General features: G+C 40.3%; 14 protein-coding genes. 6 read left to right on the forward strand and 8 right to left on the reverse strand.

The window, feature by feature from the left end; genetic code table 11:
- The first annotated feature begins 20 nt into the window (after positions 1 to 20).
- Positions 21 to 716 (forward strand): Crp/Fnr family transcriptional regulator, encoded by a 696-nt coding sequence (locus HB912_RS07265; RefSeq protein ID WP_185373364.1) that lies wholly within the window; start codon positions 21 to 23, stop codon positions 714 to 716.
- Between the two features lie 33 nt (positions 717 to 749).
- On the opposite strand, the gene HB912_RS07270 is transcribed toward HB912_RS07265, so the two are convergent.
- The gene (locus HB912_RS07270) at positions 750 to 1916 is read right to left on the reverse strand and encodes a GNAT family N-acetyltransferase (RefSeq protein WP_185373366.1); all 1167 of its coding nucleotides are present in this window, start codon (positions 1914 to 1916) and stop codon (positions 750 to 752) included.
- A 161-nt stretch (positions 1917 to 2077) separates the two neighbouring features.
- On the opposite strand from HB912_RS07270, the gene HB912_RS07275 reads away from it, so the two are divergent.
- A complete protein-coding gene (locus HB912_RS07275) occupies positions 2078 to 2704 on the forward strand; it encodes an FMN-dependent NADH-azoreductase (RefSeq protein ID WP_185373368.1) in 627 nt (208 codons plus the stop codon).
- Between the two features lie 36 nt (positions 2705 to 2740).
- On the opposite strand, the gene HB912_RS07280 is transcribed toward HB912_RS07275, so the two are convergent.
- The 7 genes from HB912_RS07280 to HB912_RS07310 form a co-directional block, all read right to left on the reverse strand.
- Complete coding sequence (locus HB912_RS07280; RefSeq protein WP_185373370.1) at positions 2741 to 3025, reverse strand: metal-sensitive transcriptional regulator; 285 nt, start codon at positions 3023 to 3025, stop codon at positions 2741 to 2743.
- Entirely contained in the window at positions 3001 to 3294 is a 294-nt protein-coding gene (locus HB912_RS07285; RefSeq protein ID WP_185373372.1) for a rhodanese-like domain-containing protein, read from the reverse strand. The genes HB912_RS07280 and HB912_RS07285 overlap by 25 nt, the downstream gene beginning before the upstream one ends.
- A 1-nt stretch (position 3295) precedes the next feature.
- Positions 3296 to 4942 (reverse strand): FAD-dependent oxidoreductase, encoded by a 1647-nt coding sequence (locus HB912_RS07290; protein ID WP_185373374.1) that lies wholly within the window; start codon positions 4940 to 4942, stop codon positions 3296 to 3298.
- Entirely contained in the window at positions 4939 to 5235 is a 297-nt protein-coding gene (locus tag HB912_RS07295) for a rhodanese-like domain-containing protein (RefSeq protein WP_185373376.1), read from the reverse strand. Before HB912_RS07295 ends, HB912_RS07290 begins: the two co-directional genes overlap by 4 nt.
- 107 nt (positions 5236 to 5342) lie before the next feature.
- Positions 5343 to 7157 (reverse strand): ABC transporter ATP-binding protein, encoded by a 1815-nt coding sequence (locus HB912_RS07300; protein ID WP_185373378.1) that lies wholly within the window; start codon positions 7155 to 7157, stop codon positions 5343 to 5345.
- On the reverse strand, positions 7154 to 8878 hold the full coding sequence (locus HB912_RS07305) for an ABC transporter transmembrane domain-containing protein (protein WP_185373380.1): 1725 nt from the start codon (positions 8876 to 8878) through the stop codon (positions 7154 to 7156). Before HB912_RS07305 ends, HB912_RS07300 begins: the two co-directional genes overlap by 4 nt.
- Positions 8875 to 9357, reverse strand: coding sequence for a MarR family winged helix-turn-helix transcriptional regulator (locus HB912_RS07310; RefSeq protein ID WP_036071283.1), 483 nt, complete (start codon positions 9355 to 9357; stop codon positions 8875 to 8877). The genes HB912_RS07305 and HB912_RS07310 overlap by 4 nt, the downstream gene beginning before the upstream one ends.
- Before the next feature lie 174 nt (positions 9358 to 9531).
- On the opposite strand from HB912_RS07310, the gene HB912_RS07315 reads away from it, so the two are divergent.
- The 4 genes from HB912_RS07315 to HB912_RS07330 all read left to right on the forward strand — a co-directional run bounded on the left by HB912_RS07315 (position 9532) and on the right by HB912_RS07330 (position 12564).
- Positions 9532 to 10869, forward strand: coding sequence for an MATE family efflux transporter (locus HB912_RS07315; RefSeq protein ID WP_185373381.1), 1338 nt, complete (start codon positions 9532 to 9534; stop codon positions 10867 to 10869).
- Positions 10870 to 10975: 106 nt separating this feature from the next.
- A complete protein-coding gene (locus HB912_RS07320; RefSeq protein ID WP_185373383.1) occupies positions 10976 to 11323 on the forward strand; it encodes a magnetosome magnetite crystal formation protein family in 348 nt (115 codons plus the stop codon).
- Positions 11324 to 11404: 81 nt separating this feature from the next.
- Positions 11405 to 11797, forward strand: coding sequence for a hypothetical protein (locus tag HB912_RS07325; RefSeq protein WP_036071291.1), 393 nt, complete (start codon positions 11405 to 11407; stop codon positions 11795 to 11797).
- A 302-nt stretch (positions 11798 to 12099) separates the two neighbouring features.
- Entirely contained in the window at positions 12100 to 12564 is a 465-nt protein-coding gene (locus HB912_RS07330) for a helix-turn-helix domain-containing protein (RefSeq protein ID WP_185373385.1), read from the forward strand.
- The last annotated feature ends 33 nt before the right edge of the window (positions 12565 to 12597 follow it).

Consider the following 12597-nt stretch of genomic DNA (forward strand, 5'->3'; position numbering starts at 1 on the left):
TTCACAAAAAGAGGGATGATATGAACTTTGTTGATGACCATAGCGCTGTAGTGAAAATGCAAGAATTACTCACCTATCTCTACACTTCTTCTGATCTTGCAACTCGCTATATCCAAGAGGTTTCCTTTAGAAAAAATGACATCATTGTTCAACCTAATGATTCTCCTAATTGTTTTTATTTAATTCGTTCAGGAGTCGCGTTCGTCGAGGCTCCTACTGAAAACAACGAACGTGAAGTTCTTTACTTTTTAACTTCAAATCAACTTTATTCGCCTGAAAGCTTATATAATAACTTCAAGGAATCTCTGAGTTTATTTCCACGCCAACTTCGAGCAGGTTCTAATTTATCCGCTTATAAAATTGATTGCGACTTTATGATGGACCATCTCTATGCACAGCCTAAGCATTTAAATTTTCTTTTTTTGACTGTATTACGTGAACTTAGCTCGGCTCAGCTTATTTTCCATATTCATAAATTTCCCACAGAGGAAAGAATTGATTGCATGCTTCGAGTTATTGCAAGTGCTTCTGGTGAACACGAAGGAGAGAGTGTCTTGCTACCTTCTGCAATTAATCAATCCGTGCTCGCTTCTTTGTGTGGATTATCACAGAGCGCAATTTCGATACACTTGAAAAAGCTTGTCAAAGAGGGATTACTTGCTTCCACGCACACGCCTTTACGTATTTTGGAGCCTAATTTTCTTGCTCATTCATAAAAAGAGGACGCCTATTTGGCTTCCTCTTTTTTATTAAAAATGATCATAAAATCGTGGTGAACTTTTCGGAATGATTTGTTCTAATAAGTCAATCATTGCCTCACTTGCCGTTATTTTTTGATAAGCACTTAATATTTGAGGTCGTGTAGCACCTAAGAGCATTTGACTCAAAGTACCAATCTCTATTTCAAGCAAGTTCTCTTGTGCCTCACCATTTTCTAGTTCTTTTAAGGTTCCAGCTTCAATCTTATAGACACCGTTATTAAACGGAGCTACTTCATCATGAACTTGAATGTATAGGACTTCTTCATGTTTTTTAAATGGGTAACGTGCCAAAAATTCTTTTACATCCACAATCCGTACCATGAAAGAAAGCTCTTCTTCTATTTTAAGGGCGGTAGGGTTCGTTAAGCCTAGCGCAAATTCTTGGATGTCTCCTGCATTTTCTAGTTCGACTACATCAAACATGGAGTCATGACTTGAAATAAATGCCCACAATTCGTTTTCGGCTTCACTGGTTAATGCGATAAATTCTCGGATGGTCATTTTCATTCCTTCAAATGCAAACGATAGATAACCTTTGGCTTCGCCATTTTCGTCAAAATAGATGGCCATCTCTTTTGTAAATTCACGACGAACTAGTCGATCCCACCAGGCATCGTCCCGAACAAGCATGCCTTGGTGGTTTCGGGTATATTCGTGATAGATTTCTTTTATAAAGGCAAACTCTGGGCTTGAGTGATTGATGCGCTTAATTTGACCAATTCCTGCTGATTTTCTAGTAAACTGATTCAGTTCTAGATGAAGTTGGGTCGAATGAAAGCCAAGTTCGTAGCCGAATTTACGATAGAATCTCACATCAAATGGATGAAGATAAGAAATGAGTTGTCCTTTTTCCTTCATCATTTCGATAGATTTTGTCATAAGTTGTCTAATTAGGCCCCCACGACGGTGCTCCGGATAGGTCGCGACATAGGCAATGCCTCCCATTTTATAGCGTTCACCAAATAGAGTGACCGCAAGTGGATAAGTCACAACTTGGGCTGCTAATTCATCGTTTTCAAATGCACCTAAACGATTACCATGATCCATCCAGTAGAAAAAATCTTCTTCTCCACCTCCCGATGAGTTTCTGAATGCATAATCCCGCAATTTCTTCATTTGATGAATTTCTTCCTTTTGTATTTCTCTGATTTTCAAATCAATCAACTCCTATCTTTTTTATTTTAGCATTTTTAAGTGAGGAATGCCGCTTCTCTTACCTTCTTCCTACTAACTTTTTGTAAGCTTTTTTTCTTGCTAATGTTAACGCATTCAGCTACACTAGTAAATGGAATTTATTTTTAGGAGGAAAAACAAATATGTCAAATGTACTTTTTATCAAGGCCAATGGTCGTCCGGCTGAAAGCTCTGTCAGCGTCACATTATATGAAAATTTCTTGGAAAGTTATAAAGCTAGTCACCCTAATGATCAAGTAACTGAAGTGAATTTATTTGAAGTTGATTTGCCTTATTATGACGGTGTAATGATGAATGGACTACATAAAGAAGTGGCTGGTGAACCTCTTTCATCAGAAGAAAAGCGACTTGCTGATATCGCAAATGGCTACTTAAACCAGTTTCTTCAAGCAGATAAGGTGGTTATGGCTTTTCCACTTTGGAACTTCAGTATACCTGCCCAGTTCTTAACTTACCTCTTTTACTTAAATCAAGCGGGCAAAACTTTTAAATATACGCCGGAAGGACCTGTTGGCCTTGTTGGTGATAAAAAAATTGCGCTTTTAAACGCACGCGGTGGCATCTATTCTGATGGTCCTTTGGAAAGTTATGAAATGTCCCTAAACTATGTCAAAAATGTTTTAAATCACTTTGGCGTTACCAATATCGAAACGGTGGTTGTTGAAGGACACAATGCTGCACCTGACCGGGCAGAAGCCATTATTGAATCAGGTCGTAAAGAAGCTTCTTTACTTGCTGAAAGATTTTAAAAAAAGGAACTAGCCTCTCTGGCTAGTTCCTTTTTTCTATCTGCTTTTCATAAGTAACTGAATCGCTTCTTCAATGTATGACTCCGTATCCTCTGTCCTATCTTGTTGGGCTTTTTCTACGCAAGCTGCTAAGTTTTGTGCAACAACAAGTCCGATTACACGATCTATGCTTGTTCGAACAGCTGTGAGTTGCGTTACAATTTCGCGACAATCTTTTTTTTCTTCCATCATTTTTAGAATCCCACGAATCTGCCCCTCTGACCGTTTTAACCGATTTTTCATTTTGGCATCATAAACTAATTCACCAGATTGCCCTGCCATGCACCCATCCCTCCCATCACATTCGTTACCCGATAACCTTTACCACTTAAAAAAATCGAAGCTTGTTCTGATCGTCCACCAGCATAACAAATAATCGCATAATCAATTTTTGGATCAAGTTCTATAAAACGTTCTCCTAGTTCGTGAATTGGAATATTTCGTGCTGCCGGAATGTGTCCTTTCTTGAAGTCTTCTGCGTCACGTACATCAATAATTTGATAGTTCGCCGTATTTTGACGGAGTTCAGTCGCTTTTGTTGATAAATACATTTTATTCCACCTCTCCTGGTAAAATAGTTTGATACAAACTAAATCCACCATCTAAATTTTTCACTTGATAACCAGCATTTTTCAAAATGCGTTCAGCCAAATAGCCTCGTAATCCCACTTGGCAGGTAACAATAATTGGAATTTCTTTTTTAAGTTCGGAAATTCGATTGCGCAACTCATCAAGTGGGATATGAATGGAATCTTTGATTTTACCATTTTCAAGTTCAACTTGATTCCGAACATCTAGCAAGATTGCTCCATTCGCTTTTTCTTCATTTAATTGATGCCACTGGATGCTTTCAGATAAACCCTCAAGCAGGTTCAATCCAACATAGCCAGCCATATTGACTGGATCTTTTGCTGAACCAAATGGCGGCGCATAAGTAAGTTCAAGTTCCGGGAGATCTGCAACTGACATACCTGCTTTGATTGCAGTCGCTAGGATATCAATCCGTTTATCAACACCGTTTTCACCAATTGCTTGCGCTCCAAGAATTCGACCGTCTTCATTTGCAAATAACACTTTCAAAAAAAGGGGGGTATTTCCCGGGAAATAGCTAGCATGGCTTTTCCCTTGGATATGCAGTGCCGTATAGGAGATTCCCTCCTCCTGAAGTGCCTTTTCATTTAGTCCTGTCGCTGCCGCTACAAGCGCAAATACCCGAACAATTGCCGTTCCAAGGAAGCCTTTATTTGGTCGAGCCTTTCCAAAAATAATATCTGCAACCATTCGGCCTTGTCGATTTGCTGGAGAAGCAAGCGAAATCAGTGTATCTTGCTGATTCACTTCTTGCTTAACCACAATCGCATCCCCAATTGCATAAACATCTGCCGCACTTGTTTCATAATTCTCATCTACAATAATGCCGCCACGAAGCCCTGTTTTGATACCTGCCGTTTGTGCAAGGTTTGACTCAGGAGTAACACCAACTGAAAAAATAGTTAAATCACTAACAAGTATTTCCCCGTCCTCGAGTTCAATCCGCTTGCCTTCCTCGCGAAATGCCGTTACGCTTTTTCCAAGCTCAAGTTTAACTTTGTTTTTTTCAAACTCTTGTTCAATTCGAACAGCCATTTCCTCGTCTAGAGGGGGCAAGATATGAGAGGCTTTTTCAACGATGGTTACTTGCATACCTCGCTTCGCAAGACTTTCTGCCATTTCTATTCCAATGAACCCAGCACCAATCACAACAGCCTTTTGAGGACTTTTCTCTTGGATAAAATGCTCGATCGCATCAACATCTGGAACCGACCTCACTGTATATAAGTTTTCCGCATCCTCCAATCCTGAAATGCTTGGTCTTATCGGCTTTGCTCCTGGAGATAAAATTAGTTTGTCATATTCCATTTCAAATGTCTCATTTTGATTTTTAACTAGAATATGCTTTTGCTCTGGTCGTATCTCTAGAACTTCATGAAACGGCTTCACATCAATCCGAAATCGCGACTGTAAACTTTCCGGGGTTTGAATAAGTAAATCTTCACGTTCGCTAATTTCCCCTGAAATGTAATAAGGGAGTCCACAATTTGCAAAAGAAACATAAGGTCCTTTTTCCAGGACAATAATCTCTGCTTCTTCATTTAACCTTCTTAAACGTGTCGCCGCAGACATGCCACCTGCTACGCCTCCAATAATTACTATTTTCATTTTGCTCCTCCTTTAATTGCTCCCTGCCAGTGGCTCATACCACCACGAACATTTATTACTTCATAACCTTTTTTCAAAAGAATTTTCGCAGCTCGTTTACTTCTCATTCCGGTTGCGCAAATGAGATAAATTTTTCCCTGCGGCTCATAACTAGCAATTTTAACAAGAGGAATATTTTTAGCTCTCGGAATATGCCCTGCTTGAAATTCATGATTTTCTCTAACATCAACAATAATAGGTTCTTTCAGTTCTGCAAGTTCAGTGACATGAATGGATGGTATTTTTTGAAACATTGGATTCACTCCTTCGCCGCTTATTATACCCCATGGGGTATAATAAGTAAATAGAATAATTAAAAAAGCAGATAGGAAATCACGAATGATTTTCTATCTGCTTTTACTTAGACGGCTTGAGCGCCTGTAAATTGACTATTATAAAGATCGGCGTAAAAGCCATTTTCAGCTAATAGTTCTTGGTGAGTACCCTGTTCAATAACATCACCATGATTCATAACGAGTATCAAATCAGCATCGCGAATCGTTGACAGCCGGTGTGCAATCACAAAACTTGTCCGCCCTTCCATCAAGTTCCCCATTGCAAGTTGAATGTTTAGTTCCGTACGCGTATCTACACTTGATGTTGCTTCATCTAAAATGAGAATCGATGGATCTGATAAAATCGCTCTCGCAATCGTCAAGAGTTGTTTTTGTCCTTGCGAAATATTCGAACCTTCTTCATTTAGCATCGTGTCATAGCCATCTGGCAAGCGGCGAATAAAGTCATCCGCATAAGCAGCTTTTGCGGCTTGAACGACTTCTTCTTTTGTTGCCCCGTCACGACCATAAGCAATGTTTTCAGCAATCGTACCATTAAAGAGCCAAGTATCTTGTAAAACCATGCCAAATTTCGAGCGAACATCTTCTTTCGTCATATCGCGCGTATCCACACCTTCGATACGAATCGCGCCCCCGTTCACATCATAAAAGCGCATCAGTAAGTTGATAATCGTCGTCTTCCCAGCACCTGTTGGCCCGACAATCGCTACCATCTGACCTTCATTCACTTTAATGTTCAAATCATTCATCAGTGGTTTATCTGGTGTATAGCCAAATTCTACGTGGTCAAACACAATGCTATTCTTTTCTGATTCGACAACTGGAATTTGTTCTGGGATAGTATCTGTTTCTTCTGGTTCATCCATAATTTCAAATACCCGTTCTGCTGAAGCGATGGTCGACTGAATGACATTCGCGATATTCGCAACGCTCGAAATGGGTTGTGAGAACAATTGAACGTATTGTGTAAAGGCTTGGATATCCCCAACTTGAAGCGTTCCGTTTGTGACAAAAATCCCGCCCCCAACGCAGACAGCTACATAACCAAGATTTCCAACAAATTGCATCATCGGCATCATGATTCCCGAAATGAATTGTGCTTTTTTAGCAGCCTTGTAGTAATCATCGTTGACCGTTTCAAATGTACCTAGCGTGGCTTTTTCTTGCCCAAATGCTTTAACAATCGTTTGCCCGCCGTAAGTTTCTTCTACCGTGTCATTTAAAATTCCAAGATTTCGTTGTTGAGCGGCAAAGAATGCTTGTGACTTACCAGCGATAATTGCAACAATGATAATGCTTAGGGGTACTGTTGCAACAACAATCAACGTCATTTGCCAGCTAATCGTGAGCATCATAATGAGCACACCGACAAGTTGGACTACTGCCGTAATCGCTTGTGTAAGCGACTGTTGCAAAGTATTAGCGATATTATCCATATCGTTTACAGCTCGACTTAAAATATCGCCATTTGAACGCGTATCATAGTAACGTAGCGGCAAACGTGCCATTTTTTCTTTTAAATCTTTCCGCATATCGTAAACCGTTCGCTGGGCTACGCTTGACATGACAAATTGTTGAATAAAGTTGAAAATCGAGCTTCCTAGATAAAGCAGGAAAACCACAAACAAAATATCAAAAATCTTGTCGTCATTAATTCCAGCTGGACTCATAACACCTTTAAAAATCTCTGTTGTTGCCTTCCCGAGTTCTCGTGGACTAAAAATATTAAAAATCGTTGAGAGAATCGCAAAAAGGAAAACTACTGAAATAGCAATCGTTCTTGGCTTCATATAACCAAGTAGACGCGATAAAGTTTTACCAAAGTTTTTCGGTTTTGAAGTCATTCCCATGCCTCCACCATGACCGTGTCCTGGACTCATGCTATCTCCTCCTCTGAAAGTTGCGAACGCATAATTTCTTGATAAATCTCGTTCGATTCTTTAAGTTCTTCGTGTGTACCGATGCCCGCTATTTTACCTTCATTTAGTACGATGATTTGATCGGCATCGACTACCGAGGTAATTCGCTGCGCCACAATCAATGTCACAGCATCTTCTGTTTCAGATTTTAATCGTTTGCGCAGTTTGGCATCTGTTTTAAAATCGAGCGCTGAAAAACTGTCATCAAAAATATAAATATCTGGTTTACGAATAAGGGCCCTCGCAATCGCCAGTCGTTGTTTTTGCCCGCCAGAAAAATTATTCCCGCCTTGCTCAACGCGTGCTTGAAGTCCTTTTGAGCCACGTTCGACAAAGTTTTTAGCTTGGGCAATTTCAAGTGCTTCCCAAATTTCTTCTTCTGTCGCATTTTCTTTCCCATATCGCATATTTGATTCAATATCGCCAGTAAATAAAACAGCTTTTTGTGGCACTAAACCAATTTTTTCTCGTAAAACAGCTTGGCTCATTTCACGCACATCCACGCCATCCACTTTGACACTGCCCGTCTCGACATCATAAAACCGCGGAATCATGTTGATTAGCGTAGATTTTCCTGAACCAGTACTTCCGATAATCGCAACCGTTTCCCCGGCTTTCGCCTTAAAAGAAATGTTTTCAATAACCGGTTTTTCAGCTCCCTCATAGCGAAAAGTTGCTTGATTAAATTCCAGACGAGTTGGTTTTTCACCGTTTTTAGGAGAGGCAGGATCGACGATCTCAGCTTGCATTTCGAGCACCTCGTTAATCCTTTCAGCTGAAGCCCCTGCACGTGGAATGAAAATAAACACGGCTGAAAGCATCATGAAACTCATCATAATTTGCATCGCATATTGAATGAACGCCATTAAGTCCCCAACCATCATACTGCCGTCGCTGATAAAATGCGAGCCAATCCAAATGACTGCAATACTCGTTAAATTCATGATTAACATCATGATTGGACTCATAAGCGCAAGTAACCTGTTAACACCAATCGCTGTGACCGCATAATCATTGTTCGCTTCTTCAAATTTCGTAAGCTCATCCTCATTGCGGTTAAACGCACGAATAACACGAATCCCCGTAAGACCTTCCCGAATCACTCGATTTAGTTTATCCATTTTCTTTTGCAATTTTTTAAACATCGGCATGGCTTTCCCGCCAAGTCCAATTACAAGTAAAAGAAGCACTGGCAAGACGACAACGAAAATCAGTGACAGTTTGGCATCATGACTCACCGCCATAATGATCCCACCAATCAGCATGATCGGTGCCATCACCATCATCCGTAACATCATATAGAGTACATTTTGAATTTGGACTACATCATTTGTTGTTCTCGTAATAAGTGAAGCCGTTCCAACCTTATTAAATTCCTGCAAAGAAAAGTTTTCAACTTTATTAAAAATTTTATCCCGTAACTCACGCCCAAATCCCATCGAAGTTCTCGAAGCGATGTAAACGATGATCACAGAAAGCAGTACCGCTCCCGCTGAAATAAGCAGCATGAACGAACCCGTTTTCCAAATATAGCTCTTATCACCTTGCACAATGCCTTTATCAATAATATTGGACATCAAAGTAGGCAAATAAAGCTGTCCTAAAACCTGAATAAAAGTAAGTAGTAGTACGACCGTAATCCCAAGCCAGTAGGATTTCAGCCGTTTCAATAAACGTATCACTTAGGCATGCCACCTCCTTCTTCATGATTTGCTTTGCTGTTCAGATAATCCGTCAACTTGCTCAAAAGTCGGATTAAAGTTCGCATATCCTCTTCGCCCAGATAACTCTTCATGTCGATAAAACTTTCATGAAAGTAATGAATGATCTGATCCGTCAATTTTTTCCCTTTTTCCGTAAAATTCAGATAAGCCGCGCGCTTGTCTTCCGGATTTTGAATGCGCGTTATAAGACCTTTTCCTTCGAGGGCATTGATTTGCTGCGTCACACTCGGTCGAGAAACACCCAGCCGTTTGCCAATTTCGCTTACGCTCACGCCAAGTTCCGAGTCGCTAATTCGTATTCCCCGAAACAAAGTAAACATGAAGCGAATTTCTGCCTTCGTAAAACCATCGATGTGGAAGTTCATCATCTCTGCTCGCTTAAAGTTCATAAACGCCCGAATGACCGAATATCCCAATTCCCGCTCTTCTGATTGCATCTAACTGACCCTCCTTTTAATTAGTTTGCTTAACTAATTATATGGATTTTGAATAAAAAGTCAAGAGAAAAATTATCATTTTGATAATTTTTTCTAAATCGCTCTATACATTCAAACTCATTTCCCTTATAATAATTCTTTATTACTGAAAATATCTATTAAGGGAGGATACTTATGGGGGAAGGGATCCATAAACACATGGGGCTTTATGCACTAGCTTGGCCTATTTTTTTAGAACAATTTTTACGAATTATGATTAACTATGTCGATGTGTTCATGCTTGGTCATTATTCGGACGAAGCCGTCGCTGCGACAGGTGTAGCCAATCAAATCCTTGTGATTTCCGTCATCATGTATGGCTTCATCAGCGTTGGCGTTCAAATTTTAGTAGCCCAAATGCTCGGAGCAAGAAAGCATGATATGATCGAAAAAATCATCACAAACGGACTCATCGTTGCCTTTTTCATTGGCATCGCAATGAGCATTGTTTTTATCTTTCTAAGCGATACCTTCTTGCGATGGCTTGGTTTAAGCGAAGAACTCATTCAAGTCGGCTCTCCGTTTCTTGAAATCATCGGTGGAAGCTCGATCATCATTGCCATTCATTCTTCCATCTTACCGATTTTGCGAGTTCATGGATACGTCCGCCAAGCTATGCTTGTTCCCATCACGATCAGCATTATCAACGTGGTTGGAAACTATCTCTTCCTCTATGGTTCACTGAGCTTCCTTGATTTAGGGGTTGCCGGAGTTGGAATAGCAACAATGATTGCCAACTTTGTCGGTATGATCCTTGCCATTTGGATGCTAAAAAAACATATCGGTTACCTCTTTACGTTCAAAAAAATAAAGCTTTGTTCCAAGAAATTGTTGTTTGCCATCTTAAAACTAGGGCTCCCGTCTGCTGGAGAAAACATGTCTTATGCTGGTTCACAACTTGTTGTTACAGCGATCATTGCCTTACTTGGAACAGAAGCGCTCACGACAAAAGTTTACGCATCGAGCGTTAGCCAGTTTGTAGCTTTGTTTGCCATCGCGATTGGTCAAGCCTCTCAAATCATCATCGGTCGTGCCGTTGGTGCAAAGGAACTTGACCGAGCTTACGAGCAGGGCTTGCGGAGCTGGAAAATCGGACTTGGAATTGCACTTGTCGTAAGCATCTTACTTTATGTATTCGCAGAACCAGTGATGAGTCTTTTCACAAGCAACGCGATTGTCATTCATATGGTCAAACAACTCTTCTTGCTTTCCATCGGACTGGAATTGTTCCGTGCAACCAATATTATTTTAATCAGCAGTTTGAATGCAACTGGAGACGTGCGCTTTCCATTTATTGTTGGGCTCATCGTCATGTGGATTGTCAGCTTGCCGTTTTCTTACTTACTCGGCATCACAGCCGGGCTTGGCCTTGTTGGCGTTTGGCTTGCTTACCTCATCGACGAAGGAATTCGCTCCGCTTTAATGTTCAAGAGGTGGCGTAGTAAAGTTTGGACACTCAAATCTGTTCTCTAATCTTACAAAACTGTCATCCGAATCTGACAAATTGTCACTTCATTCGAATGAACCAAAATCATTCTTCCTTTATAATGAAATTACGATAAAGGAAAGGATGATTTTTATGAACAGCCATAAAGTTGCGAAATCGCTCAGTTATTTCAGTATACTTTTTGCGCCGATTGTAGTCCCACTTTTCATCTGGGTATTCGCAGACGATAAGGAAGTTCAGCATCACGCCAAAACGGCGCTTGCCACACACGTGCTTCCTGCCATCAGTTTATTTTTATCTTTCGCGATTTTTTCACTCGTGCAAATTAGTACAGATAGCGCAAATACAACTGGATTCATTGCCTTTACAGCCGTTGTTTCCTTCATCATTGTTTCGATTTTGCTTTTCTTTTTCAACATCATTCGCGGCGTTAAAATGCTCGTACACGATGAAACAGAAGGCTACTATATAACCGAATAAAGATTAAAAAGAGTCGAAACAGCAAATTCGGCTCTTTTTTGATATACTAAAACTGGAACAAGAACAGGGAGTGTGACATACATGCGCTTTATTTTCGCTTATTTAACCGTATTTATCCTAGGCATTTTTTCTTGCATTGGTGTAGAAGCGATCCTTTTTGGAAAGCTAAACGCGGAGCTCATCTTCGCAGCCATCCTGATTGCGGCACCGCTCATCCTCGTTGGCGCAACGATCGCGGAAATCTATTACGGATTCAGTAAAAATGCGACTTGGCTACGCTTTGCCTTCTTTGGCTTTCTTTATGGCCTTTTTGCCGTCATCATCATTACTGGTGTCATGCAAGTAGCATCGATGCTTGTCGTCACCTTAATCTCCATCTTAAGCGGCATCATCGCAGCCATATTAGCCCTCATTTTCTTTACCTTCCGAGGCGGCAAAAAAAGTAGCGGCAAAGCTGTGAAATCAAACGATTAATGAAAAACGGAATTCAAAGCTAAAAGTTTTAGCTTTGAATTCCGTTTTTTCTATTCTATTATTCATCTAAGATTTGCTTTTCATAACTCTCCTCAATACATACACGTATAAATTCATCCAATTTCCTTTCAATATTTCCCTTAGTGGAGCACAAAATCGCAACGCACTTTTTGACATATAAAACTCTATTTCTCTGTCATTAAAAGCATTCATTCTAATCGAAACTAATTGAATTAAATCTATTTGTTGATGATATTCTAAAGATCATCTAGTAAAATTGAAAGAATTTTTTCCGATTTTACTTGTTAACTTTTTTTGTTCATTTAATGGAATCTGGGGATGAGCATGACTTTGAAATCGCAGCTTGCTTTCACGAGCTTTTGGGGCGCTTGTTTGAGAGTACCCGTTTGCCACTTGAAGTGCGCAGTGCCCCATCAGATAAGTATCCACCAGAAATCCAAGCGACCCTTACTCTCATTCACAATCACTATTCTGAAAAAATAACCATCCAAAGATTAAGTCGTGAAGCAAGCCTCAGCTCGTATCATTTTTCTAGACTTTTCAAAAAGCATACTGGGGAAAGTCCCCATCAATATTTGCTTACCCATAGGCTTAAACAAGCCAAGCGAATGCTCCTTGAAACCAACTTAACGGTCGAACAAATAAGCACACAATGCGGCTTTTCTTCAAGCACGCATTTTATCAAAGCTTTCGCCAGTGAAAATGCTGGCACAACGCCAGGCAAGTTCCGCAAAGTCCATTTTTGATGCCAAATAAGAAGCGCCGAGCAAATGTCTCGG

Source organism: Listeria aquatica (assembly GCF_014223975.1).
In the GTDB taxonomy this organism is placed as follows: Bacteria; Bacillota; Bacilli; order Lactobacillales; family Listeriaceae; genus Listeria; species Listeria aquatica.

What these genes read in the sequence shown, in the direction of transcription:
- HB912_RS07290 (WP_185373374.1), bottom strand. Translation starts at nt 4,942, where the DNA reads ATGAAAATAGTAATTATTGGAGGCGTAGCAGGTGGCATGTCTGCGGCG.
- HB912_RS07300 (WP_185373378.1), bottom strand. Translation starts at nt 7,157, where the DNA reads ATGAGTCCAGGACACGGTCATGGTGGAGGCATGGGAATGACTTCAAAA.
- HB912_RS07285 (WP_185373372.1), bottom strand. Translation starts at nt 3,294, where the DNA reads ATGTATTTATCAACAAAAGCGACTGAACTCCGTCAAAATACGGCGAAC.
- HB912_RS07315 (WP_185373381.1), top strand. Translation starts at nt 9,532, where the DNA reads ATGGGGGAAGGGATCCATAAACACATGGGGCTTTATGCACTAGCTTGG.
- HB912_RS07320 (WP_185373383.1), top strand. Translation starts at nt 10,976, where the DNA reads ATGAACAGCCATAAAGTTGCGAAATCGCTCAGTTATTTCAGTATACTT.
- HB912_RS07265 (WP_185373364.1), top strand. Translation starts at nt 21, where the DNA reads ATGAACTTTGTTGATGACCATAGCGCTGTAGTGAAAATGCAAGAATTA.
- HB912_RS07310 (WP_036071283.1), bottom strand. Translation starts at nt 9,357, where the DNA reads ATGCAATCAGAAGAGCGGGAATTGGGATATTCGGTCATTCGGGCGTTT.
- HB912_RS07275 (WP_185373368.1), top strand. Translation starts at nt 2,078, where the DNA reads ATGTCAAATGTACTTTTTATCAAGGCCAATGGTCGTCCGGCTGAAAGC.
- HB912_RS07325 (WP_036071291.1), top strand. Translation starts at nt 11,405, where the DNA reads ATGCGCTTTATTTTCGCTTATTTAACCGTATTTATCCTAGGCATTTTT.
- HB912_RS07295 (WP_185373376.1), bottom strand. Translation starts at nt 5,235, where the DNA reads ATGTTTCAAAAAATACCATCCATTCATGTCACTGAACTTGCAGAACTG.
- HB912_RS07280 (WP_185373370.1), bottom strand. Translation starts at nt 3,025, where the DNA reads ATGGCAGGGCAATCTGGTGAATTAGTTTATGATGCCAAAATGAAAAAT.